The 22,829-nt window shown below is 41.1% G+C and carries 24 protein-coding genes; 13 read left to right on the forward strand and 11 right to left on the reverse strand.

Going from position 1 to position 22,829, the window contains the following annotated elements; translation table 11 throughout:
• Positions 1–33: 33 nt before the first annotated feature.
• Genes AC1DV1_RS13640 through AC1DV1_RS13650 form a run of 3 tightly spaced genes read left to right on the forward strand, consistent with a single transcriptional unit; the run spans position 34 to position 2,848 of the window.
• Entirely contained in the window at positions 34–1,314 is a 1,281-nt protein-coding gene (locus AC1DV1_RS13640; protein WP_477360020.1) for a metallophosphoesterase, read from the forward strand.
• A gap of 27 nt (positions 1,315–1,341) precedes the next feature.
• A complete protein-coding gene (locus AC1DV1_RS13645; protein ID WP_477360022.1) occupies positions 1,342–2,229 on the forward strand; it encodes a UbiA prenyltransferase family protein in 888 nt (295 codons plus the stop codon).
• 1 nt (position 2,230) lies between these two features.
• Entirely contained in the window at positions 2,231–2,848 is a 618-nt protein-coding gene (locus tag AC1DV1_RS13650; protein WP_477360024.1) for a class I SAM-dependent methyltransferase, read from the forward strand.
• Between the two features lie 86 nt (positions 2,849–2,934).
• Here AC1DV1_RS13650 and AC1DV1_RS13655 read toward each other — a convergent pair whose 3' ends face one another.
• The 3 genes from AC1DV1_RS13655 to AC1DV1_RS13665 are packed head-to-tail and all read right to left on the reverse strand — an operon-like array spanning position 2,935 to position 7,163.
• Positions 2,935–3,627, reverse strand: a complete 693-nt coding sequence (locus tag AC1DV1_RS13655; protein WP_477360026.1) for a response regulator transcription factor — start codon at positions 3,625–3,627, stop codon at positions 2,935–2,937.
• Between the two features lie 3 nt (positions 3,628–3,630).
• Positions 3,631–5,271, reverse strand: coding sequence for a sensor histidine kinase (locus AC1DV1_RS13660; RefSeq protein WP_477360028.1), 1,641 nt, complete (start codon positions 5,269–5,271; stop codon positions 3,631–3,633).
• A gap of 5 nt (positions 5,272–5,276) precedes the next feature.
• Positions 5,277–7,163, reverse strand: coding sequence for an alpha/beta hydrolase family protein (locus AC1DV1_RS13665; protein ID WP_477360030.1), 1,887 nt, complete (start codon positions 7,161–7,163; stop codon positions 5,277–5,279).
• A gap of 152 nt (positions 7,164–7,315) precedes the next feature.
• Between AC1DV1_RS13665 and AC1DV1_RS13670 the strand changes: the two genes are divergently transcribed.
• The 4 genes from AC1DV1_RS13670 to AC1DV1_RS13685 all read left to right on the forward strand — a co-directional run bounded on the left by AC1DV1_RS13670 (position 7,316) and on the right by AC1DV1_RS13685 (position 10,295).
• Complete coding sequence (locus tag AC1DV1_RS13670) at positions 7,316–9,121, forward strand: tetratricopeptide repeat protein (RefSeq protein ID WP_477360032.1); 1,806 nt, start codon at positions 7,316–7,318, stop codon at positions 9,119–9,121.
• A gap of 183 nt (positions 9,122–9,304) precedes the next feature.
• Positions 9,305–9,607 carry a DUF4286 family protein gene (locus tag AC1DV1_RS13675; protein WP_477360034.1) on the forward strand — a complete coding sequence of 101 codons (303 nt, stop codon included), beginning with the start codon at positions 9,305–9,307 and terminating at the stop codon, positions 9,605–9,607.
• A gap of 167 nt (positions 9,608–9,774) precedes the next feature.
• The gene (locus AC1DV1_RS13680) at positions 9,775–10,008 is read left to right on the forward strand and encodes a hypothetical protein (protein WP_477360036.1); all 234 of its coding nucleotides are present in this window, start codon (positions 9,775–9,777) and stop codon (positions 10,006–10,008) included.
• Positions 9,993–10,295, forward strand: coding sequence for a type II toxin-antitoxin system RelE/ParE family toxin (locus AC1DV1_RS13685; RefSeq protein WP_477360038.1), 303 nt, complete (start codon positions 9,993–9,995; stop codon positions 10,293–10,295). The genes AC1DV1_RS13680 and AC1DV1_RS13685 overlap by 16 nt, the downstream gene beginning before the upstream one ends.
• A 152-nt stretch (positions 10,296–10,447) precedes the next feature.
• Here the strand turns inward: AC1DV1_RS13685 and AC1DV1_RS13690 are convergent, their stop codons facing one another.
• The 5 genes from AC1DV1_RS13690 to AC1DV1_RS13710 form a co-directional block, all read right to left on the reverse strand.
• Positions 10,448–11,254, reverse strand: coding sequence for an OmpA/MotB family protein (locus AC1DV1_RS13690; protein WP_477360040.1), 807 nt, complete (start codon positions 11,252–11,254; stop codon positions 10,448–10,450).
• Between the two features lie 132 nt (positions 11,255–11,386).
• Positions 11,387–12,049 (reverse strand): DUF2461 domain-containing protein, encoded by a 663-nt coding sequence (locus AC1DV1_RS13695; protein WP_477360042.1) that lies wholly within the window; start codon positions 12,047–12,049, stop codon positions 11,387–11,389.
• Positions 12,027–12,431: a DUF983 domain-containing protein gene (locus tag AC1DV1_RS13700; protein ID WP_477360045.1), complete on the reverse strand. Its 405-nt coding sequence runs from the start codon at positions 12,429–12,431 to the stop codon at positions 12,027–12,029. Before AC1DV1_RS13700 ends, AC1DV1_RS13695 begins: the two co-directional genes overlap by 23 nt.
• Before the next feature lie 159 nt (positions 12,432–12,590).
• Entirely contained in the window at positions 12,591–12,872 is a 282-nt protein-coding gene (locus AC1DV1_RS13705; RefSeq protein WP_477360047.1) for a hypothetical protein, read from the reverse strand.
• A 293-nt stretch (positions 12,873–13,165) separates the two neighbouring features.
• The gene (locus tag AC1DV1_RS13710) at positions 13,166–13,696 is read right to left on the reverse strand and encodes a DUF892 family protein (protein ID WP_477360049.1); all 531 of its coding nucleotides are present in this window, start codon (positions 13,694–13,696) and stop codon (positions 13,166–13,168) included.
• A 133-nt stretch (positions 13,697–13,829) separates the two neighbouring features.
• Between AC1DV1_RS13710 and AC1DV1_RS13715 the strand changes: the two genes are divergently transcribed.
• From AC1DV1_RS13715 to AC1DV1_RS13730, 4 genes are all read left to right on the forward strand, one after another.
• Positions 13,830–14,300 carry a DUF4293 domain-containing protein gene (locus tag AC1DV1_RS13715; protein ID WP_477360051.1) on the forward strand — a complete coding sequence of 157 codons (471 nt, stop codon included), beginning with the start codon at positions 13,830–13,832 and terminating at the stop codon, positions 14,298–14,300.
• A gap of 115 nt (positions 14,301–14,415) precedes the next feature.
• A complete protein-coding gene (locus AC1DV1_RS13720) occupies positions 14,416–16,362 on the forward strand; it encodes a sensor histidine kinase (protein ID WP_477360053.1) in 1,947 nt (648 codons plus the stop codon).
• Positions 16,349–16,990: a response regulator gene (locus AC1DV1_RS13725; protein WP_477360055.1), complete on the forward strand. Its 642-nt coding sequence runs from the start codon at positions 16,349–16,351 to the stop codon at positions 16,988–16,990. The genes AC1DV1_RS13720 and AC1DV1_RS13725 overlap by 14 nt, the downstream gene beginning before the upstream one ends.
• Positions 16,991–17,193: 203 nt before the next feature.
• Positions 17,194–19,041, forward strand: coding sequence for a DEAD/DEAH box helicase (locus AC1DV1_RS13730; RefSeq protein ID WP_477360057.1), 1,848 nt, complete (start codon positions 17,194–17,196; stop codon positions 19,039–19,041).
• A gap of 313 nt (positions 19,042–19,354) precedes the next feature.
• Here the strand turns inward: AC1DV1_RS13730 and AC1DV1_RS13735 are convergent, their stop codons facing one another.
• From AC1DV1_RS13735 to AC1DV1_RS13745, 3 genes are read right to left on the reverse strand one after another with little or no spacing between them, the layout of a single operon-like run.
• Complete coding sequence (locus AC1DV1_RS13735) at positions 19,355–19,690, reverse strand: hypothetical protein (RefSeq protein WP_477360059.1); 336 nt, start codon at positions 19,688–19,690, stop codon at positions 19,355–19,357.
• A 50-nt stretch (positions 19,691–19,740) separates the two neighbouring features.
• A complete protein-coding gene (locus tag AC1DV1_RS13740; protein ID WP_477360061.1) occupies positions 19,741–20,052 on the reverse strand; it encodes a hypothetical protein in 312 nt (103 codons plus the stop codon).
• Positions 20,053–20,085: 33 nt separating this feature from the next.
• On the reverse strand, positions 20,086–21,087 hold the full coding sequence (locus tag AC1DV1_RS13745; RefSeq protein WP_477360063.1) for an NAD(P)H-dependent glycerol-3-phosphate dehydrogenase: 1,002 nt from the start codon (positions 21,085–21,087) through the stop codon (positions 20,086–20,088).
• Positions 21,088–21,404: 317 nt separating this feature from the next.
• Here AC1DV1_RS13745 and AC1DV1_RS13750 point away from each other — a divergent pair, with 317 nt between their 5' ends.
• Positions 21,405–22,598: a hypothetical protein gene (locus AC1DV1_RS13750; protein ID WP_477360065.1), complete on the forward strand. Its 1,194-nt coding sequence runs from the start codon at positions 21,405–21,407 to the stop codon at positions 22,596–22,598.
• Between the two features lie 58 nt (positions 22,599–22,656).
• Complete coding sequence (locus AC1DV1_RS13755) at positions 22,657–22,818, forward strand: FeoB-associated Cys-rich membrane protein (RefSeq protein WP_147053364.1); 162 nt, start codon at positions 22,657–22,659, stop codon at positions 22,816–22,818.
• Positions 22,819–22,829 lie beyond the last annotated feature (11 nt).

Genomic DNA, 22,829 nt, shown 5'->3' on the forward strand with positions numbered 1-22,829 from the left:
CAAAAAACTTTAATATTGATATATTTGCTCTAAATGGCGGAACAGGCACTTAATATCATATTAATCATTTCGGCGCTTTTGCTAATTGACCTTTATGTATTAAACGGCATTCGTGGCGCTTTCCGGAAATGGCATTTTTTACGAAAAAAGGTATTTATCTTTTTATATTGGACAACTTGCCTTATTGTTATTTTTGGCTTGCTTACCGGTGTTTATGTACAATTTGCAGGCCTTGGCGTTAGGGCAGCGGGCCTGCTCATATTTTCGTTGCTTTTTATAGGTAAACTTACATTTTTACCATTCCTGCTCATTGACGATGCAAATAGATTGCTGGTATGGCGTAAAAACAGGTTTAAAAATCAAACATCTGCTCATAATACCCTGGTGCCGCCGGACGCTATCCCCCGGTCGGAATTTTTATTAAAGGCAGGGTTACTTGCCGGCGCTGTCCCCTTGGCTGCCATAAAAATCAATATGCCAAAGGGGTTATATGACTACCATGTACGTTATCAAACCCTATACCTGCCCAATTTGCCAAACGCATTTGACGGCATTAAATTGGGGCAAATTTCTGATATCCATTCGGGGAGTTTTTATAATAAGAAAGCGGTACTGGGCGGGGTAGAAATGCTTTTGAAAGAGAAGCCCGATTTTATATTTTTTACCGGCGACCTGGTTAACACCCAAGCCAACGAAATGAGGGATTACCAGGATATTTTTAGTAAAGTAAAGGCGCCGCTTGGCGTATACTCCTCTTTAGGCAACCACGATTATGGTGATTACTGCGACTGGCCAAATCCGGCCGACAAAATAAAAGATCAGCATGATCTGATACTCACCCACAAAAATATGGGTTGGGATTTATTGCGTAACGAGAACCGCCGCCTTAAAATAGAGGGCGAAGAAATAGGTATCCTTGGCATCGAAAACTGGAGCCTGCACAGCCGCTTCCCTAAACACGGCCGCATGGACCTGGCTACCAAAAACACGGATGACCTGCCGGTAAAACTCCTGCTATCCCATGATCCTTCGCATTGGCGGGCGCAGGTTTTAAAAGATTACCCGCAAATTGATGTGATGTTCTCGGGTCATACGCACGGTATGCAATTTGGTGTGCGTACAAATGATTTTCAGTGGAGCCCGATAAAATATGTTTATAACGAGTGGGCGGGGCATTACCAGCAAGGTATGCAACAATTATATGTAAATGTGGGCTATGGCTTTGTTGGTTTATACGGCAGGGTTGGAATATTACCAGAGATTACGATATTTACATTAAAAGCCGGGCATGCTCCTTCGGGTAAGCTTACGTAACATCAACCCCAGGCACATTCATTACCAATGAAAAGAACGCTTCAGTCTGTTTTTGATTTCCTGCTGTTCAGTAATATCTTCATGTCGCTTTGCGCGGTGGCTCAGGCGTTGGTAACATTCCATTTGATAGGGTCAAAACCGGTGTTGCCGGTATTGGGTTTGTTGTTTACCTCTACATTAGGAATCTACAACTTCTGTATTATTATTACCAAACCTCAAAAACCCGAAAAATCACCTTATAAACGTGTACGCTGGTTTTTTGCCCATTACCGGCTCATGGTTACGTTTACCATAGTTTCGTTATTATCGCTGGTTCCATTATTTTTTTTGATCACCACTGAATCAAAAATCCTTCTCGTTTTTCTGGGTATTTTATCGTTTGCCTATGGCCTGCCCTTGTTTGCTGTAGGTGAGCAAAAATTCGGGCTGCGCAATATACCCGGCCTAAAACCATTTCTTATTACCCTGGTATGGACAATGAGTTGCGTACTATTCCCTATACTGGAGGCTATGCATCTCCATGCCGCCAGCGTATCCATGCGCGATACTACTATACTGATAGCCAAACGATTTTTGTTCATAGGAGCGCTTACTATTCCTTTTGATATTCGCGATCTTTTTGACGACCGCAAAATGGGCCTGAAAACCATCCCCGTAGTCTGGGGCGAAAAAAATGCGTACCTGTTTTGCCAGGTGTTATTAGCGGGCTATGTGGTCCTCCTGTTTATTTTCAGGGATAACGGCTTTAGTCTCGACTTTTTTGCGTTGACATTGACCGTATTTTTAACCGGCTGGCTTATCTTTAAATCGGCCTGGAAAAAAGACGAGTACTATTATTTCTTCTTTATGGATGGCGTACTTATTCTTCAGTACGTAGTGTTATTGGCCGTTAATCTCATTTTCAAGGGCCGTTGATATGGCCGCCAGCTTTAATAATTCGGCCAGTTTTTATGATATCCTTTCGCGTTTAGTTTATGGTAAAGCCATAATCAATACGCAGCTTTATTTAATCAATCACATCCACCCCAACAATAATATACTCATAGTTGGCGGTGGCACAGGCTGGATACTCGAAGAAATTACAAGGTTACATCCAACAGGGCTAAAGATAACCTATGTAGAAGCAGCAAAACGAATGATGGCGCTATCCCAAAAGAGGGATACCGGCGGCAATGAAATTATTTTTATAAATGATGTTATTGAAGCTGTAAACCTGTCCCCTGGCTTTGATGTGGCGATCACACCTTTTCTATTCGATAATTTTACTGAAGCAACGTTAAAAACGGTATTTAATAAGATCCACTCGTTACTAAAACCTGGTGCACTTTGGCTCAATTGCGATTTTCAATTAACAGGTAAATGGTGGCAGGCCTTTCTTTTAAAAAGTATGTTTTTATTTTTCAGGATGATTGACGGTATAGAAGCTAATAAGCTACCGGAGATTGAGGCTTGCTTTAATCGCAACAACTACTCCCCCAAAAGCGAACGAACTTTTTTGGGCGATTTTATTGTGGCTAGGGTCTACAGGAAATAGGAACGTCATTACCTGTAAAAGCAATGACGTTATCATATATCTATTCAATTCTAAATCCGAAATCGAACATCCCAATTCCGAAATCATTACTGATTATACACAAACTTATAACCTATCCCCCGCACAGTTTGTAAATATTGCGGCGAATCTGCATTTGTTTCTATCTTTTTGCGCAGGCGTACAATGTGCATATCCAGGGTGCGGGTATTTACATCGGCGTTGTAGCCCCATACTTCCATCATTAGTTCTTCGCGGTTAATAACCTTGTTTTTGTTTTTAAGGAAGTATAGTAATATCCGGTTCTCCAATATGGTAAGTTCAATTTTACGGCCATCGCGAATGAGTAAGTGGGTATTAGGCAGGTGCTCCATGTTGGCAAACTTGTATGATTCCGCCTTCTCGCTGTTCAGGCTGAATTTAATTTTGCTGTCAATCATAGCCACAAGCACGTCCATATTAAACGGCTTGGTGATATAGTCTGATACGCCAAAGTTGTAAGCTTCAATCTTATCAACATCCTGGGCTTTGGCTGTCATCATAATCACCAGCTTATCATACCCGCTTTCCCTGATATTGCCGCAAACTTCCGATCCCGTTTTACCGGGCAGCATCCAGTCAAGCAGTACAATATCAGGATGTTCGGCCAGTATCATTGTCTCCGCATCTTCGCCGTTGTCGGCTTCCAGCACTTTGTAACCTTCGGTTTGCAAACGCTCGGCAACCAGGAAACGCAGGTTTTCATCATCTTCAACCAGCGCAATTTTGATTTCTTTGTTCATACTTTAATTTTCGTTTGGAAGCGTAACTATAAATTCCGAACCTTCATTAACCTTACTGTTCACCGTTATCTCGCCGTCCATAAAATTAACCAGTTCTTTACAAAATGCCAAACCCAAACCAACGCTCCCGTTTTGGTTATATTGGTTCTCTATCCTGTAAAATTTCTTAAACACGTTGTGCTGTTCATGCCTGGGAATCCCTATCCCCTTATCTATAAAGGAAAACACGATGTTGCCTTTTTTTTGTATGATATTGATGTTAAGCTCCTTTTTTTTAGGGTGCGAATACTTATAAGCATTTTCAACCAGGTTTTGAAAAATACTACCCAGAAGCACCGGGTCGGTATAAAAAGTATGCACACCGTTACTGGTATAATTTAGCTTAAAATCGGGATACTTAATTTTAAAAGTATCAATATAACGCTCTACAAAATCGGCCACTACAATTTCCTCTTTTTTAATATTGATCGATTTATTTTCCAGTTGGGTGAATGATAACAACTTGTTCATCAAATCGTTTAGTTTATCTGCTTCTTCATCCAAAATTTTCCCGTAATGTTTGCGCTGCCGCTCGGTAAGTTCCCCGTCGCCTTTTAAATTTGAACCAGCTATTTTTATTACGCTTACAGGTGTTTTAAACTCATGGGTAAAATTGTTTATAAAATCGTATTGTAACTTAAACAACTTGATATTCACATTAAGGTTACGGTAAATAAGCCAGCCTATGGCCACTAAAAAAAGCGTTATTATCAATACTGCTGCCCCGATGGGCATAAAGCGCCGGTTTGTTTCGGCGGTTAAGTATCCTTGCTCAGAGCTAAAAAACAATTTATAGTCAGAAAAAGCACCGAAAGGTATTTCTGTTATCAATTTTTTTCCATCGCTATCAATAGGATCATAAACCACCGGCTGTATAGATACATTCTGATAAAGTTCGTGATGGGTATTTCTTACCTTTAGCAAAAGTGGCTCAAGGTAAAAGGTCATCATATTTTGTTTATACGGTTCCGATACTGTTTTGCCCCTCAGGAGCTCGCGGTAGTTTTTAACATCAAGGGGGCGTAAAGTATTGGTGTAGGTTATTTTATTAGGTTTTACATCCCAGAAGGTTTTATACATCTCATCCTGGCTGGGCAGGCGTGTCGTATCCGAAAAGGCAATATAGTTACGCAATTTGGACGCCATCGCGGTAAAATCAGGTTCATCGCCAATATGCCGCTGCCTTGCGCCCCATATTTTATCTTTGCCCTGGCCGTACAGGTAAATCGCTTTTACCGAGATATCCAGGTTATTGGCACGCGGCACCACTGGCTTACGGGTACCTATCTGCACATCATAAAAAACAATCTTTTTTACAAACCGGTATTCTTTAAAAACCGTTGAAGCATATTTGCGGGCCGAAGCCGAATCCAAAAAACCACCGTAAAATTGTATCTCGGGGATCTTATTCTGAAAAAAATCGTAGTATGGCTTTAACGTTTGTTCCAGTACATCTACCTTTTTTGATGAGAACTCGTTTTCAACATATTTGGATGTAAGGCTGTACGATATAAAAAGCGCTACCACAAATGTTATGGATATGAGCACCAGGAAGATGATGATCAGCAAAAAGTTTTTCCGGTAAGCAGTTTTTTGTGCAGGCATAACCGTCATGGTTTAACCCTCATGTTGTAATTCAGGAATTTTTCTATCTCGGTATACATTTCAAATCTGTTACGCTCCCTCCTGAAAAAAGCGCGTTCATTGGGTTTTAAAAAATATTTTACATCAACATCATGCTTCCGTAATTCATACACAAAATGGTTCAGTTCACTAATATTGGCTCGCTGATCTTTAGCGCCCTGAAAAATAATTAAAGGCACTTTTATTTTATCGGTATGAAACACCGGCGATATGGCCCTTAACCTATCCGCATCCGTTTCGGGGTTGCCAACCATTTCATAGGTCATTTTTAAATAAGGCTTAAAAAACGGCGGGGCATCTTTAATATAGGTAAAAAAGTTGATGAGCCCATATTGTACAACCGCGCAATTATATAACTCGGGATGGAAAGACACGCCGTATAATGCAGAGAAGCCACCAAAGCGACCACCAAAAATGGCTATCTTTTTAGGGTTGGCTATTTTTTGATCTATCAGCCAATGTACACCGTCGGTTATATCATCCTGAATTTTGCCGCCTACCTGCTTATACCCCGCACTCCTGAAAGCTTTGCCGTACCCGGTTGATCCGCGATAATTCATCTGGAAAACCGCGTAGCCCCTATTGGCCAAAAATTGTACCTGCTCGTCGTACCCCCAGGTATCGCGGGCCCAGGGGCCATCGTGCGGCATTACTACCACAGGTAAATTAGTTTTTTTATTGCCCAATGGCATGGTCAAATAGCCATTAATGGTGAGGCCGTCGCTGGCTTTGTAGGCAATGGGCTTCATAGAACACAACTCCGTTGGAATTAAAGACGGATTATTATCGCCCAGTTTAGTTAGTTTACAGTTGCTGGCCTCATACAGGTAGTAAGTACCCGGACTGCGATCGGTATAGGTATACAAAATAAACTTATTTTCAGAACTGTCCCGGTCAACAACCCTTACTTCGTTGCCTTTTAGCAAGTCTCCCAACTTTTTATAAAGGCGTTGTATATCGGGCGATAAAAAATATTTTCGTGGTTTGGCCTCATCCCAGCTGGCAAATTCAAGGCGATGTTTATTTTTATAATATTCAACATACATTAAATCGGCATTGCTGTTACTAAAAACGGTACGTTGTTCTTTTCCATCTTCGGCATTAATTTCAACCAGCGCCATTTTATCGCGATTTACGTTTGATAACGCGTAAAAATTATTTTTCGAGCCCGCAAAAGCAATCGGCCTTACCGAGTTTTTAAAATTATTCTGAATAATAGGTTTAAAGGGTGAGTTATCATCGGGCCGGTATAAAATAGTTTCGTCTACCCCATCTGACGATTTTACCAGTCGGATTTTTCCATCAGCATCCGGAAACCATTCGGTTATATTGCCAGGGTTTATGAGATAGGGCGAAAGCTCTCCAGTTTTAATATTCAGGCGGTAGATATCAAAATTAGCCGGATCGCGTTTGTTCATCCTGATGGTGATGATATCCGGCTGTTGCTTGTTGCGGTTAACCAGGTTTACCCGTACTTTTTCGAGCGACAGGATTGTACGCATCTGGTGTGTAGATATATCAAGCGCGTACATTTTAAACCCATCGTTTGCTACAATATCCTGGTTAAAAACCAGTTGATTATTATAAGTCCAAAAATACCATCCATTTACAGGATAATCATCAAAGGATGTTTCCATATGTTCGGTACCATCGGCCAGCGATTGTATGAACAGGTTTTGTTTATCCTTGTATGGCTTCAGGTATGCTATATACTTGCCGTCGGGAGATATTTTAAAAACTGTTTTCTCAGGGGTTTTAAAAAAATCGGCAATTGGGATTTGCTTTACATGTTTGCATGAACATATAATTGTTGTAAATACAATAAAAAGAAAAATCCTTAAACGCCCAAACATATTTGCTTATGCAATTTTATTAATCAGGTCAAATTAGATAAAATTAGTTAAGGTTATCAAAATGTCACTACAATTTTACCCGGTGTCACCTTTATACGGATATTAACCGAAAGTAACCCCGGCATTCGTATTAATTACCTATTTTTGATTAGATGAGGGTTTTATTTGCAATTATTATTTTCGTTTTGTTGGGTACCTGTACACTGTTTGCACAGGATAATGAACTTCAATTGGCCATGCAATACAATGCCAATGGCGAAACACAAAAAGCGCTTGAAATTTACCAAAAACTATACAAGCAAAACAACGAAACCTATTACTCCTATTACGTAAATATTCTTTTAAACCTCAAAAAATTTGACGAGGCCGAAAGCATTACCAAAAAACTGCAGCGTAAACACCCCAACATAAACCAGTATCAGATAATGCTGGGCACCATTTACACTCAGCAGGGCAAACTTGATAAAGCAAACAATATATATGACGATCTGCTGAAAAATTTACCTGCCGACCAAATGGAGATTGCCAGCCTGGCCAACCAGTTTTACCAGAATGCCAATATTGACTATGCCATAAAAATATTTATACAGGGCCGTAAACTGCTTAAAAACGACGAAGCTTTTACATATGAGCTCATTAATCTTTATCGCTTTAAACGCGATAAGATATCACTTACCGACGAGTATCTTAATTTTTTGCCGGCAAACCCGAGCTTTATTACCCAGGCCGAAAGCAATTTTGCCATAGTTTTTGAGGGTGCAGCCGATTATGACCTGCTTAAGGCAGCACTGCTGAGGCGTATTCAAAAAGACCCGCAGCAAACCATCTATATTGAGTTGCTTACCTGGCAGTATATGCAGCAAAAAGAATACGACCTGGCGCTTAACCAGGCTTTAGCACTCAGCCGCAGGCAAAATGATGATGGTAATAATATTTACGAGTTGTGCCGCACGCTTACCAGCAGCGAGGCTTACGATGCCGCTATTCGTGGTTATGAATATATTATTGCCAAGGGTGCAGGCAATCCATTATATATTCCTGCTAAGATCGAACTCATCAACACCAAAAACTTGAAGGTTACTACGGGCAAATACATGCCTGCCGACTTACTGGGCCTTGAACAGGACTACATAGCCCTGCTTGCCGAATTTGGGCGCAACAACAACACGGTTTTCGCCATGCAAAAGCTGGCCAATTTGCAGGCGTTTAAACTCCACAAACTTAATGATGCTCAAAAATTATTGGAGAGCGCTATCACAATACCTAATATCCGCGCCGAGTTGCTTGCCGGTTGTAAGCTTGATTTGGGCGATGTTTACATGCTGAATAACCTGCCCTGGGAAGCTACCCTGACATATAGCCAGGTTGAAAAGAGCTTTGTGAATACCAATATAGGCCAGGATGCCAAATTTCGTAATGCAAAAATGGCCTATTATACCGGCGATTTTACCTGGGCCAAAGGGCAGCTGGATGTATTGAAGGCGGCTACATCGCAATTAATAGCAAATGACGCCCTCAACCTGCTATTATTAATTAATGACAACACTGCGGCCGACAGCGCCGGTGGTGCTTTAAAAATATATGCCCGGGCCGACCTCCAGATTTTTGCCGGGCAACCCGAAAAGGCTTTAATGACGTTAGACAGTATTGACAAAAAGTTCCCGGGCAACAGCCTTAGCGACGATATACTGATGGCCAAATCACGCATTTTCATTCAGCAGAAAAACTATAATGATGCAGTGCCCCTGCTCAAAAAAATCTTCAACGATCACCCTACCGAACTTTGGGCTGATGACGCCGTTTTTATGCTGGGCGATATTTACGAAAACCACCTTGACGATAAAACAAATGCCAAAGCCTGGTACCAAAAAATAATCACCGATTATCCCGGCAGCCTTTGGATAAACGAAGCCCGTAAACGGTTCAGATTATTGAGGGGCGATAAAACAGATTCTTAGGTTGGTGAGTGGTTGATTAAGTTGAATGGGGTGATTAGGTTAAGATAAGCGTCTAAGTAAGTTTTTTGAATGTATAGCCCAATTCAACCAATAACCACTGAACCTAATCAACTCATTCAACCACTCACCTAATCAACTCAATCAACCATTCACCTAATCAACCTAATTAACTAAATTCGCGCCATGATTGTATATAACGACACCATAATACTTGACGAAGCTATTCACGACGAGTGGCTTCATTATATGAAAACCGTCCATATTCCGGCTGTAATGGCTACCGGACATTTTAGCTCACACCGCGTTTTAAGGGTTATCGATTCTCCGAACGAGGGAGTTACTTACTGCATCCAATACAATGCCGATAATATTGATCAGTTTCAGCAGTATTACATGAACCATTTGCACAAGTTACAGGCCACCCATCAGCAAATGTTTGATGAAAAGTTTGTAATTTTTAATACGCTGATGGAGGAGATGGAGTAGACTTTAAATGATATGGGCGTTGCCTGCGGCCCGTGCTATCCGCTCATACTGCACCTGCCTTAGCCTCACGGCCGGTATCCGCTGCTATCACTAACGCGGGCTGCGGGTTTAGTTTTTGTATCTAAATTGACAAAATAAATGTTTATTTTAGTATTAAACTTTAGGTCATGAATATACAAGCAGAGAAATTAGATATTTTGCAAACCATTATTGGCATTAATGACGAAAGCTTAATTATGGATGTAAAAGCTTTTTTATCAGATAGAAAAGCTGATTGGTTTGACGAGTTAACTGACGATCAACAAAAAGATGTGTTAGAAGGAATCGCTCAGGCCGACGGTGGCGAAATTGTCCCCCATGATGAAGTTGTAAAGCTATTTGGAAAATGGGGCTTAAAATAGCCTGGACACCTAAAGCTGTTGAAACATTCGGTAAAAGGATCGCCTATCTTCAGGAGCATTGGACAGATAAAGAAATATTCAACTTTACTAAAAGAGTTAATGAATATTTACTAACTCTCCAAACACAACCATTGATGTTCCGCAAATCATCAAAGCTGAAGCATACGCATATTGGCGTTCTTATTAAACAAGTTTCTATCGTATATAGAATAAAGCCAAAAACTCAAACGATTGAATTAATAGCATTTATTGGTAACAGGCAAAATCCGAGGCGGCAAAATTATTGATCGAAAGACAGTGTAGCGTAACTCTTCGGCTCCATAATTTAACGGCTAGCCTAATTTCAGCTAAAAGTTGAAACCATAAATACCACGGGTTGAAAACCCGCGGTAGCAGCAGTAAATAACAAAAAAGCTCCCAGGATTCGGGAGCTTTTTTGTTATTTGCTAATCAGGTTGTACAGTTCATCCAGTTTCGGGGTGAGCACAATTTCAATCCTCCGGTTTTTGGTACGGGCCTCGTCGCTGTCGGCGGTGTCAATGGGTTGAAACTCGCCTTTGCCTGTGGCGGTAAGGCGGTGCGGATCTACCATTTCTACTTCAGTAAGGTAGCGGGTTACCGATGTAGCACGCAATACGCTCAAATCCCAGTTATCTTTAATCTGGCCAAGGTTTTTTACTTTTTTATCGTCGGTATGCCCTTCAACAGCCATGTTAATGTCTGGCTCTTTGTTCAATACGGCGGCCAGTTGTTTTAGCGCCTCCTTGCCTTTATCGTCAATAATGATACTACCCGACGGGAACAGGAGTTTATCCGTAAGCGATACATATACTTTGCCGTTACGGATATCAACCGTTAAGCCGCTTTGCTGAAAGCCCAATAATGCTTTTTGTAATTTGTTTTTTAAAGCATTAGTTGCCTCGTCGCGTTTTTTAAGGATCTCCTCTACCTCTTTCAGCCGTGCTTCGCGCTTTTGCAGGTCGACAGCCAGTTGGTTTGCTTTGGTTGAAGTAACATCCAGGTTGTTATTTAAAGCGTTGTTATTGTCGCGTAAATCGTTAATCTGGCGGTGCAGGCGTGCGGTATCATTTTGCAGGCGCGAAAGTTCTTCTTCCAGGTTACCGGTACGCGTATTCAACGAATCGCGCTGCGCGACTAACGACTTATACTCTTTTGGCGATAATATTTTACATGAGTTAAGGGCCAAACAAAAAATAGCGGCTAATAGAAGATATTTGATTTTCATAAAATAGATATTATGTAGTATTAAGTCATTAGTCGGAAGTCCAAGTCATATTTTTCTTGTTTCTTACTTAGAACTTGAGACTTTCGACTCAAGACTAAACGTCAATCTAATCATGACAGGACAGTAGTATTGTTATGCAAGCGCATTTTTCAGGAAAACATTCAACGGGTATATTTTGCTGCAAATATCGGCTACCTGTTGCACGGCATCCCCTGCAGTTATGTCCTCGTCGGTAATTTTATGCCAGGCTACAAAACTTTTTAGCTTCAGCAGGTCGATGTTTTCATTTTCAACGCTATATTCACGAGGAACAGACTTTAACTGTTCTTGTTTTCTGAAATCGCCAAATAGCTTCACAAACGCTTTATCGTCAATAATAGCCTTCAACTCCGAAGCATTGTAATCAATTTCCTGGCGAATAACTTTCAGGTGTGGCGCCTCGGGCATCCAGTAACCTCCTCCTATAAAAGAATTACCCGGCTGAATTTGCAAATAAAACTCAACCGTACCACCCCTTGAACCGCCGGACGGAATGCTTACGCCGAAATTATTTTTATAAGGTGTTTTATTTTTGCTGAAACGGATATCGCGGTAAATGCGCATCACCCGTTTTTTGGCGTCCGTGTTTTCATCAATAGCCGGGTCTATCTTTTGCAGTTTGGCCAGCAGCTTACTGGTAAAATCAATCACGTTTTCACGTGCGGCATCATATCGTTCTTTATTGGCCGTAAACCAGTCGCGGTTATTATTTTCGGCCAGGTCTTTTAAAAAATCAAGACTTTCCTGGTAAATCATCGGTATCTAAATAAGCCTGGTAATGTATCTTTGGCGATAACCAGTATAACAAAAGCACCCGCGAATATCTGAAATTAATAGGTGCCAGAAAAATACAGCCGCCTATTAATACACCAAGATATAACCAGGGCGAATCGGAATTGTGCGTAACCAAATAAGTAAGCCAGGCAAGGCCTAAGGCCTCCAGCACATTAAGCGCGTAACTTACATACATGGCCGCGTAAAAATAGCCGGGCTCAATTTCAAAATACAGGTTACAATGCGGGCAGTTTAAATTTATTTTGTTTGCAAAACTATAAGGGCCGCCCTGAAACATATCGCCCCTGCGGCAACGCGGGCATTTACAATTGAGCATAGCCCATGATTTTTGCGTTTCGGGCATAGTGGGTAATGGGGGAAATGTTAACGTAAAGCCTTCTTTATTTTGATTACTATCCTAACACATTTCTCCGTCATTGCGAGGCACGAAGCAATCCCCGATAGGCATGGTGATGTGCATGTGGGGGATTGCTTCGTACCTCGCAATGACGATCTTTTTCTATTAGTTTAGGTTAAGCCTTTCGTGCCGCATTTCGTTAAGGTTAACGTTTTTACGGCGATATTTTTTGTACCAGATATACCCTGCTACAGCAACTGCAAAGTAAGGAGCACCAAGCAAAAACAGGATGCCTTTATTAAGACCTTTAGCCGCGTTACCGCCGCTTTTGGTGTTAGTCTCTACAGTTGCAGCACATTGCGCGCATTGCGCCTTCACAGGCTGCTTTACGCCTACCATTAAGCCAAGCGCAATTACGAAAAGAATGATTTTTGAAACCCGTTTCATGAAGGCAAATTTAAGTAATAAATTGGGATAAATAGTATTGGCTAATTACGCCTAAAGGATTGTTCAAGACTTTCTAAGTTTAAAACTCCGCCAATCCCGGATTTATAACTAAACTGATCAAGTCAAGTAGTTCCATCAAATGAATATTAATTGAAGACAGTTTGTTTTTTACTTATTTTCGGGTACTATGCATACCAACATTGTGTGTACCGGTACTGATGCTACACCCTGGTACGGGGTGGCACACTACCAGAAGGTAAAAAATTAAACTTTAAGAAAATCTTCTGCTTAAATTATCCTGCTGGCTGGGTTATGTATTCTTTGTAAATCCCTTCAAACATCAGCTTATCTTCAACTGCCTGGTTAAATGGTTTATCTAAAAAAGTGTTGCTGTAACCTATTGCCTTAGCCAGGTTCTTCAGCACTTTAAAATAAGTAACCTCGATGCCTTCAACCAGTTGCAGGTAAAATACAATAAACACATCACGCTCCATAGGTGTTTTGCCCGTACGGATGGCGGTTATGTAGGCTTCCAGCGTCATGGCTTTCATACCCAGCACGCTTATTTTTGACTGATCTTCGCCTATCGCGTTAAATATGCCGTCCATATGCGTTATCTGGTTCTCGGCGTCATCGCGGCAATCCTGTATAGCGTTTTTTAAATACTGCAAAGTCGCAAGGGTTTTTATCTCATCAAAAAAATCGATAAGATGTTGTTTGCCGCAATAAATGCTGTTTAAATGTTCGAGGAAGATTTTTTTTAGATGCGCATCTTCAAACTTCACCTGCTGTGGCGATAGGTTTTTATCAGGGCTTGGGGTCATCGCTTAAATAGTTATTAGAAAATCCGTTTAAATATACTATAATAATTATCATTAAAAGCAAATTTTCAGGGTCAATAAAATGCCTGAAGGCAATAATTAAAACAACTATATTTGCCTCTATAATTTTAATATTATGCTACAACGAATACAAAGCATTTACCTGCTTGCGGCCAGCCTGGTGCTGTTTGCCCTTTACTTTTTCCCGCTGGCACATAACGTATATGTAAATAATGCCCAGGTAACTATTTCGGTCACCGGCATTTTTCAGAATGTTAACGGCGTGCAAAAAAATATCGAATCTTTTACAGCGCTTACCGCTGTAACCGCTATAGTGGCCCTTATACCGCTGGTTATTATTTTCCTGTTCAAAAACCGTAAGCAACAATTGGCTTTTTGCTATGGCGCCATATTGGCATTATTTGGCTACAGTTTTTGGATGGCACAAACTGTAAAAAAAGCAGTAGGCGAAGGTGTGCAACTGGATACACACTCTATGGGTATTGGATTGTTCCTGACATCTATAAGCATTGTTATGCTTTTATTGGCCACCAAGGGTATTAAAAACGACGAAAAGCTAATTAAATCTGCTGATAGGCTTAGGTAACGCACCACATTCCCGCCTCATTTTTAATAACTTACAGGCAACTGCCATTACAATACCTGTTAACAGGTATTTCATTTAGCGTAATAAATCCATTACATTTATGTGAATTTATGTAATGGGTTTATTAACAAAATTTGCCAAACTTAAGGGCCTTATTTTACCGGTAATATTGTGCRCCTGCTTACGCGTATCGGCAAATAATATCGACACCTTACTTGTTAAAGGCCCTGTTAATGATTACCTGAGCAACTATTACACCTGGTTTAAGGATGGCACAGGCACGCTAACCCCCAACGCCGCTTACGATAGCCTTAAAGCCCATAAATTTAAGCACGACCGTAACCGGAAAGTGTTTAACCGTGGTTTTACGAGCGATAGCTACTGGCTGGCCGTTTATGTAAAAAACGACACCACCATCCAAATCCCCATATTGTGGAGTTTTTATAACAACTACCTGTTATTTGATTTATATGAAGCTGATGAGGGCAGGCTGCCCTTAAAATTTCATGGCACACAATCAAGTTTAAACCCGCTTGATAACCGCGAGTACCCTGTAAGGAGCCCATCGTTCAAAATACTAATGGCACCGCAGCAAACAAAGCTGTTGCTGGTAAAGGTGCGCGCCATTAATACCGATAACATCTACTTTCCAACCGATATTACCACCACTGAGGATTATTTACAATACGAAACGCATAACTCGTTCCTGCTGGGCAAATTCATAGGCTATTTTCTGTTTGCACTGGTATTTAACGTTTTGCTTTGGTTTGCGCTTAAAAACAAGTTACACCTGTGGCATGCGGCGTACGTGTTATCGCTCATCGGGTTTAACATCAATGAATTTTTATTAGATACGTTCACGTTCCCCGATTGGCTATACAAACCATGGGCGCTTATACCCAAAAGCCTGTTCCTGCTTTTACCCGTTTACCTGGGCATCAATATTTTACAAATCTTCATCAACCAAAAACAAGATTTTAAATTACTTTATAAAATTTTCAGGGTATATAAATTCATAGCGCTAATTATCCTGGCACTTGTTTTTGCAAATTCATTTGTTTTGCCTGCCAATAATACTTTTGTTGCTTTTGTGCGCCTTACCGCCTATTACCTCACCCTGGCCGGCCTAATGTTGATAGGTATTAATGTAATTGCCGGCGTTATAAAAAAACATTATTACACTATTATTTATTCAATATCTACCATTTTCCTGCTGTTTGCATTTCTTGACTTTTTACTAAATACCCTTAAACTTGGGCAACTTTTTTTTATTCCGCCGGGCAACATCGTGGTGGCATTTACTTTCGAGATACTGGCCCTTACGGTGATATTCGTTTTCAAATACAAAAAAGAAAAAAACGACAGCATCCGGGCCCTTAACGAAACCTTTAATTTGCGCACCAGTTGGGCCCGGGAAATTATTAAGATACAGGAATTGGAGCGCGAACGTATAGCCCGCGATTTGCACGACGACGTTGGCGCCACCTTAAGCACCCTGAAATTGCATTTGAGCAACCATCCGGAAAAAGCCAAAACAAAACAGGAAGCTTTAGATTATAAACGGTCAATTGACCTGATCACGAAGATTACAGACGATGTACGGGCTATTTCGCATGACTTGCTCCCGCCCGATTTCTCGGAAGATGGGCTATTTATAGCCCTGCAAAGCCGGGTTGACGATATTAACTACCATGGCCGGATAAAATTCCAACTGGTTACCGAGGGCGACGAAGAAAAAATAGATAAGGTTACCACTGCTATTTTAATTTATCGTATTATTAATGAATTAATTACCAATATTACTAAACACTCCGATGCATCTGAAGCCAGCGTGCAGCTGGCTGTACTGGGCACCGGCATCCAGATAATAATTGAAGATAACGGGATAGGGATGAGTACTGTAGTCAATAAAGCAGGAATTGGCTTAAAAAACATCGCCTCGAGGGTTGAATTCCTGAACGGGGAAATGCACATTGATACCAGCAAAAACGGATCGACATTTATCATATCAATACCTTTTGACCTTAAACACAATTTAATTCCCGATAATGACGCCAGCTAAACCAGCCATCCAAATTATCATTGCCGAAGATCATCCCGCCTTTTCAATTGGTGTTGAACAGTCATTGGCGCGGGCCGACAACCTGAAAGTTATAGATAAGGTAACCAACGGCAAACAATTAATGCAGTTGCTAAATACCAAAGTACCCCATCTTATCCTGATGGATGTTTTAATGCCCTATATGAATGGCATCGAGGCCGCTAAGCAAATCCAAAAAGATTTCCCGGCTATCCGCATCATATTTATATCTATGTACGAGGAACGGAATATTATTAAACAATGCATGCAGTACGGGCATGGCTATATCCCTAAAGCATCCACTACCGAGCAGCTTATCACCATTATCAATACCGTTATGGCCGGCCAAACCTATTACCATAATAACCGCCAGCAACCTTTTCAGCAAACTTATAGTGATGATCTAATCAAAAAGTACAAGCTCACCAAACGCGAGATTGAACTGATTCAACTGCTAAAAAATGGATTAACCACCAAAGAGATAGCCGGAAAATTATTTCTGAGCAGCCTTACCATTGAAACCCATCGCAAAAACATTTTCAGAAAACTGGAAGTAAAGAACATCACCGAGCTAATTGTTTTTGCATTGAGTAACCGGATTGTAGAGTAGAAAAACAACATTGGGCATTATAAAAACAACCCGATAAATTACAAACTCCGTAATTAAATAGCTATTTTAAAGGCAATTAGCATCAATTTGAAAATATATCCTTGAAAAGCGAATCTGTTTGCATATACTTATTGCTTTTGTAAAATATTAGCGCTATCTTTGCGCCCGATTTGGCGATGTTGCCAAATTCGTTATTTTAATTCATGAACCCATTTATTGAACTGGGAATCCGTCATGATATTGTTAATGCCATCTCTGAGTTAGGGTTTGAAAACCCAACGCCAATCCAGGAACAGTCAATTCCGGTATTGTTAACAGGCAGCAACGATTTTGTCGGATTAGCCCAAACCGGGACCGGTAAGACTGCTGCCTTTGGCCTACCATTATTAGAACTGTTGGATTTTGAAGAAAATCATCCACAGGCACTTGTTTTATGCCCAACACGTGAACTTTGTTTACAGATCACGAACGACATTAAAAATTACTCCAAAAAGATGGACAACGTTCACGTTGTTGCCGTTTATGGCGGAGCAAGCATCATGGATCAGTTACGCCAGATTAAACGCGGCGTACAGATCGTTGTGGCCACTCCGGGCCGTATGCTTGATATCATTAACCGTAAGGCGATAGATTTTTCGAAGGTAAAATTTGTAGTATTGGATGAAGCTGATGAAATGCTCAATATGGGCTTTCAGGAAGACATTGATAATATCTTATCTACCACTCCGGACGAGAAAAAAACCTGGCTGTTTTCGGCCACCATGCCAACTGAAGTTCGCCGCATAGCGAAAAAGTACATGAATGAGCCATTTGAGCTTACCATGGGCACAAAAAACACCGGCAACGCCAACATCGAGCATGAGTACTACATTGTACGTGCCCGTGACAAGTATGCCGCTTTTAAACGTATTGTTGATTTTAACCCCGACATTTTTGGTATTGTATTTTGCCGTACCAAAATTGAAACACAGGATATTGCAGAAGCCCTGATCAAAGACGGTTACAATGCCGATTCTTTACACGGCGACCTGTCGCAACAACAACGCGATAAAGTAATGAAACGTTACCGCGAACGCAGCCTGCAATTGTTAATTGCTACTGACGTTGCTGCGCGTGGTATTGATGTTAATGATGTAACACACGTTATTAACTACTCGTTACCTGATGAGGTTGAAAACTACACTCACCGTAGCGGCCGTACAGCCCGCGCCGGTAAAACAGGTGTATCTATCAGCATTATTAACGCCAAAGAATTAGGTAAAATACGCCAGATTGAGCGCACCCTGGGTAAACGCTTTGTTAAAGCCGAAATACCAACAGGGTTTGATGTTTGCGAAAAACAATTATTCTCTATTGTTCATAAAGTACATAACGTACAGGTTAATGAGCAGCAGATTGAGCAATACATCCCGCGTATTATGGACGAGTTTAAGGATATGAGCAAAGAAGAGTTTATCAAACGCTTTGCATCTATTGAGTTTAACCGTTTCCTTGATTATTATAAAAACGCGCCAGATCTTAACGCAAGTGTTGAAGAAACCGGCCGCAGGGATAGGGATGATCGTGGCGAACGTGGTGGTGCACCAAGCGGCCCATCTGCTTACACCCGTTTATTTATAAACTTAGGTTCGGTTGATGAATTTAACCGTGGCGATTTGTTAGGTTACATTTGCAATCAATCAAAAATTAGCGGCCGCAGCGTGGGTAAAATAGATGTTAAGGGTGTTTACTCATTCTTCGAAGTACCTAACGAGGATGTTGAAAAAGTAAACGCCGGTTTCCAGGGTGCCGAATATAAAGGCCGCCCGGTTAGGATAGAAGTATCCGGCGAAGGCACCAGCGATCGTCGTGAAGGCGGCGGTGGTCACCGTGGTGGCGAACGTCGTGAAGGCGGTGGTGGTTATCGTGGTGGCGAACGTCGCGAAGGCGGCGGTGGTTACCGTGGTGGCGAAAGAAGCAACTCAGGCGGCGGCGATCGTCGTAGTGGTGGCTTCCGTGACTTCTCGGGCAAACCCCGCGAAGAACGCCCGGAACGCAAAAGAAGATTCTAATATTTAGAGTCAAGAGATTAAAATCAAGGGTAAAGATAGCTGCAAACGCAGTTTTCTTTACTACTTGATTCTAATTAAAAAAGAACCAGGAATCAAAATAGCTATTGCAGCTCCCTCTTGACTCTTAACTCTTGATTGTAATAAAGAAAAGATAGTTTTCATGGGCTTCCCCTGGTAAGGAAGCAGTTTTAGTTTAGTTTTGTTAACAAAGCCTTCAATGCCGCCAGCATGGGGGCTTTTGTTTTTTATGGGAGTTTTATTTTAAAACCCCAACCGTTTTTTTGAATTTTTACTTTTGAATTTTGAATTAAACCTACCTCCCAAACTCAACCAAATCCGAATCGGGGTAAAACAGGGTAAGCTTATGATCGTCCAGGTTTTTGATCAGGAATTTGGTATAAGGGCGGCTACCCTGGTACGATGTAAAAATGGTATCTTTTTGAACAAAATAATCTTCAGTAACCGGTTGCCCATCATCAGTAGTAAAACCTTTTTCTGTTATCTCCAGTTTAGTAGCACCATCTTTTGATACCCATTTGCCCATTAATTTTTTGTTAACCTCGCTTTTTGCAGCCTGGTTACTGTTACATGCAAATGCAAACAACGTAAGGGCATAAACAGCGGGCATTACTAAAGAATATTTTTTCATGGCAAACATGGTAAGTGCAGGCCTAAACCTGCACTGTTAAGATACAACTTTTATTTTTCCGGCTTGTCAATAAGCTGAGATTTTTTTACGTAAACCCGGTGACCTTTTTTGTTCACGTAATAGTATTTATCGTGCTCATCAATGTAAACCGTATGGTTGCCAGGCCCAACCTTTCCTTCGTACTTCTTATCAACTACCGCCGATGCTCCGTTAGCCGCAATCTGTGATGTTTTGTGACCAACCTTTTTAGCGGTTTTTGAAATTTTATGTCCAATTGTACTGTCTTTGTGGGTTTGTGCAAATGCTGGCGATATCATAAAGGTACTGGCCGCAAACATTGCAATTTTGAATAGATTTTTCATGGTAATGAACAAATTGAGTTAATGTTATTACCATTAACTCAATTTGTCGGCCAAAAGCCTCATTTCTACCACTGGCGACTGTTTTTGATACAAAATAGCATAAACAGCATCGCAAATGGGCATATTTACCTTGTACTGTTTGTTAACCTGCTGTAGGCAATTTACTGCATAATAGCCTTCGGCAACCATATTCATTTCCAGTTGGGCCGATGTAACGGTGTACCCCTTGCCTATCATATTGCCAAAAGTACGGTTACGGCTAAACTGCGAGTAGGCTGTAACCAGCAAGTCGCCCAGGTAAGCCGATTCTTTGATATCACGGTTAATGGGGTGCACCTCGGCGACAAATCGTTCCATCTCACGTATCGCGTTTGAAATAAGTACCGACTGAAAATTATCGCCATATCCCACTCCGTGGCAAATACCACCAGCAATAGCATATACATTTTTTAATACAGCACCCCACTCGGTGCCATAAATATCATCAGATACGTTGGTTTTAATATACCTGGTATTAATCATCCCCGCAAATTCCGCGGCCAAGGCAGCATCGCCCGATGCGATGGTGAGGTAAGAAAGTTTTTCTAATGCCACTTCTTCTGCGTGGCAAGGGCCGCTTATCACTATAAAATCCTCAAACGGAATACCATACTTTTGGTGCAAAAACTCGCCTATAATTAAATTTTCATCGGGTACGATTCCCTTTATCGCCGATACAATTTTTTTACCTGCCAAATCCGCCGGAGTAATACCGGTTAACGCTTCCTTTAAAAACGCCGCAGGTACATTTAGCAATACAAAATCGGCCACCTGTATCAACAATTTTAAATCTGTTGATATATTCTCTTTAGGCAGCTTTATTTCAACCGAACTTAAATAATAAGGGTTATGGCCAAACTTATGCAAATGTTCTACAGCCTGCGCATTCCTCATCCACCAAAAAACTTCTTTTTCTGTAGTGTTATCAACCAACATTTTTACATTGGCAGTAGCCCAGCTTCCTCCGCCAACAACGGTTATCTTTTTCTTGTACATTGAATAAATAAAGTAGTAATGCCAGGTTTAAGTTTTAATTGACAAGGCAAATTAAGGAATTTTTATTCAGATAAGGGGAAAGGTAAAAGGCGAAAGGTTAAAGGCAAAAGGTTGAAATGTTTTTAATGGGGATTAAAGTTAGAGGGCTTTTAAAATGATAAACTAAATTGGTTAAGTTTGTTTATACTGTCACTGCTATCAAGCGCTGTCATCCTGAGGAACGAAGGATCTGTTGACCAACATGCATCGCCGCCTTAAAAGTGGCAAATAGATGCTTCGTTCCCCAGCATGACGGGGGGATAAAACTTTTTTACCATATGAACCCATCAGCCAGGAAAACATTTAACACGGGCTTTACCAACGCAAAATACCAGGAGTTTTTAACAAAGCTTAATGATGGGTTGCACAATCCTGTGCAATTCCGTGTGGCCGAGACACCTGTTTTTCTGACAGCCGATTTTCGCGACAAACTGATAGCCGCCGGTGATGACATTATCGGCACTATACTGAAGCCCGATTTTAAGGAACTTACCGAGCGGGCAATACCCGATAAGTGGCGTGTTGCCAATGAAACCAACCATCCTCATTTTATAGCGCTCGATTTTGGAATCTGTAAAGATGCCCATGGCAATATTGTGCCCCAGCTGATAGAAATGCAGGGGTTTCCGTCATTATATGGCTTCCAGGCTTTGCTGGGCGATGTTTATGCAGATGTTTTTGATATTGCCGATGATGAAACCGTTTATTTTAGCGGGCTAAACAGGGCTACTTATATTGACCTGCTCAAAAGGACAATTATTGGCGATTGCAAACCCGCCGAAGTGGTTTTAATGGATGTAAATGCCCCGGAGCAAAAAACCGCTGTCGACTTTTATATTACAGAAAAATACCTTGGCATTCCGGTGGTATCTTTAAGCGAACTGGTACAACAAGGTAATCATCTATTTTACATGGCAAATGGCGAACATCAATTAATTAAGCGTATTTATAACCGCTTGATTTTTGATGAAATTGACAACGATCCGGAGATTTTTGAAAAGGTTGTTGATATCAGGAAGCCTTTTGATGTGGAGTGGATAACCCATCCCAACTGGTTTTACCGCGTCAGTAAATTTACCATGCCTTTTTTAAGCGGCGATTATATTCCCAAAACACAGTTTTTACACCAGGTAGATTACCTGCCGGCCGACCTGGAGAACTATGTATTGAAACCCCTGTTTTCTTTTGCCGGGCAGGGTGTAATTATTGATGTTACCTTGGATGATATCAGCAATATTAAAGATCCGGAAAACTGGATATTACAGCAAAAAGTAAACTACGAGCCGGTTGTACAGTCGCCCCTTGGGGGTGTAAAGGCCGAAATCAGATTATTATACCTCTGGCCGGATGGAGACGAGAAACCCACACTGGCCATAAATTTGGCCCGGCTAAGCCGCGGAAAGATGATTGGTGTACGATATAATAAAGATTTTGACTGGGTTGGCGGAACAATTGCCTTTATGCCACGTTAAACTATATACTATTAGAAGCGTCTGTACGTATATATTAAAAATTAAGTATTTTTGCACTATGAACATCCAGGTAATTTTAGTTATTGTTCTTTTTGCCGCTGCTGTTTTTTACATTGGCCGTATGATGTATAAAAGCCTCACGGCAAAAAAAAGCTGCGGCGGCAATTGTAAATGCGGTGTTGATTTTTCCGGCATCGAGCCTGGCAAAACACATAAGTAAGTTACAACATC

This window comes from Mucilaginibacter sp. P4_D1, from assembly GCF_056401935.1.

Coding starts and splice junctions, on each gene's coding strand:
- AC1DV1_RS13650 (WP_477360024.1), top strand. CDS start 2,231: ATGGCCGCCAGCTTTAATAATTCGGCCAGTTTTTATGATATCCTTTCG.
- AC1DV1_RS13705 (WP_477360047.1), bottom strand. CDS start 12,872: ATGAAACGGGTTTCAAAAATCATTCTTTTCGTAATTGCGCTTGGCTTA.
- AC1DV1_RS13745 (WP_477360063.1), bottom strand. CDS start 21,087: ATGTACAAGAAAAAGATAACCGTTGTTGGCGGAGGAAGCTGGGCTACT.
- AC1DV1_RS13645 (WP_477360022.1), top strand. CDS start 1,342: ATGAAAAGAACGCTTCAGTCTGTTTTTGATTTCCTGCTGTTCAGTAAT.
- AC1DV1_RS13665 (WP_477360030.1), bottom strand. CDS start 7,163: ATGTTTGGGCGTTTAAGGATTTTTCTTTTTATTGTATTTACAACAATT.
- AC1DV1_RS13715 (WP_477360051.1), top strand. CDS start 13,830: ATGCTACAACGAATACAAAGCATTTACCTGCTTGCGGCCAGCCTGGTG.
- AC1DV1_RS13735 (WP_477360059.1), bottom strand. CDS start 19,690: ATGAAAAAATATTCTTTAGTAATGCCCGCTGTTTATGCCCTTACGTTG.
- AC1DV1_RS13670 (WP_477360032.1), top strand. CDS start 7,316: ATGAGGGTTTTATTTGCAATTATTATTTTCGTTTTGTTGGGTACCTGT.
- AC1DV1_RS13680 (WP_477360036.1), top strand. CDS start 9,775: ATGAATATACAAGCAGAGAAATTAGATATTTTGCAAACCATTATTGGC.
- AC1DV1_RS13700 (WP_477360045.1), bottom strand. CDS start 12,431: ATGCCCGAAACGCAAAAATCATGGGCTATGCTCAATTGTAAATGCCCG.
- AC1DV1_RS13750 (WP_477360065.1), top strand. CDS start 21,405: ATGAACCCATCAGCCAGGAAAACATTTAACACGGGCTTTACCAACGCA.
- AC1DV1_RS13710 (WP_477360049.1), bottom strand. CDS start 13,696: ATGACCCCAAGCCCTGATAAAAACCTATCGCCACAGCAGGTGAAGTTT.
- AC1DV1_RS13725 (WP_477360055.1), top strand. CDS start 16,349: ATGACGCCAGCTAAACCAGCCATCCAAATTATCATTGCCGAAGATCAT.
- AC1DV1_RS13660 (WP_477360028.1), bottom strand. CDS start 5,271: ATGCCTGCACAAAAAACTGCTTACCGGAAAAACTTTTTGCTGATCATC.
- AC1DV1_RS13675 (WP_477360034.1), top strand. CDS start 9,305: ATGATTGTATATAACGACACCATAATACTTGACGAAGCTATTCACGAC.
- AC1DV1_RS13655 (WP_477360026.1), bottom strand. CDS start 3,627: ATGAACAAAGAAATCAAAATTGCGCTGGTTGAAGATGATGAAAACCTG.
- AC1DV1_RS13685 (WP_477360038.1), top strand. CDS start 9,993: ATGGGGCTTAAAATAGCCTGGACACCTAAAGCTGTTGAAACATTCGGT.
- AC1DV1_RS13640 (WP_477360020.1), top strand. CDS start 34: ATGGCGGAACAGGCACTTAATATCATATTAATCATTTCGGCGCTTTTG.
- AC1DV1_RS13695 (WP_477360042.1), bottom strand. CDS start 12,049: ATGATTTACCAGGAAAGTCTTGATTTTTTAAAAGACCTGGCCGAAAAT.
- AC1DV1_RS13740 (WP_477360061.1), bottom strand. CDS start 20,052: ATGAAAAATCTATTCAAAATTGCAATGTTTGCGGCCAGTACCTTTATG.
- AC1DV1_RS13730 (WP_477360057.1), top strand. CDS start 17,194: ATGAACCCATTTATTGAACTGGGAATCCGTCATGATATTGTTAATGCC.
- AC1DV1_RS13690 (WP_477360040.1), bottom strand. CDS start 11,254: ATGAAAATCAAATATCTTCTATTAGCCGCTATTTTTTGTTTGGCCCTT.
- AC1DV1_RS13755 (WP_147053364.1), top strand. CDS start 22,657: ATGAACATCCAGGTAATTTTAGTTATTGTTCTTTTTGCCGCTGCTGTT.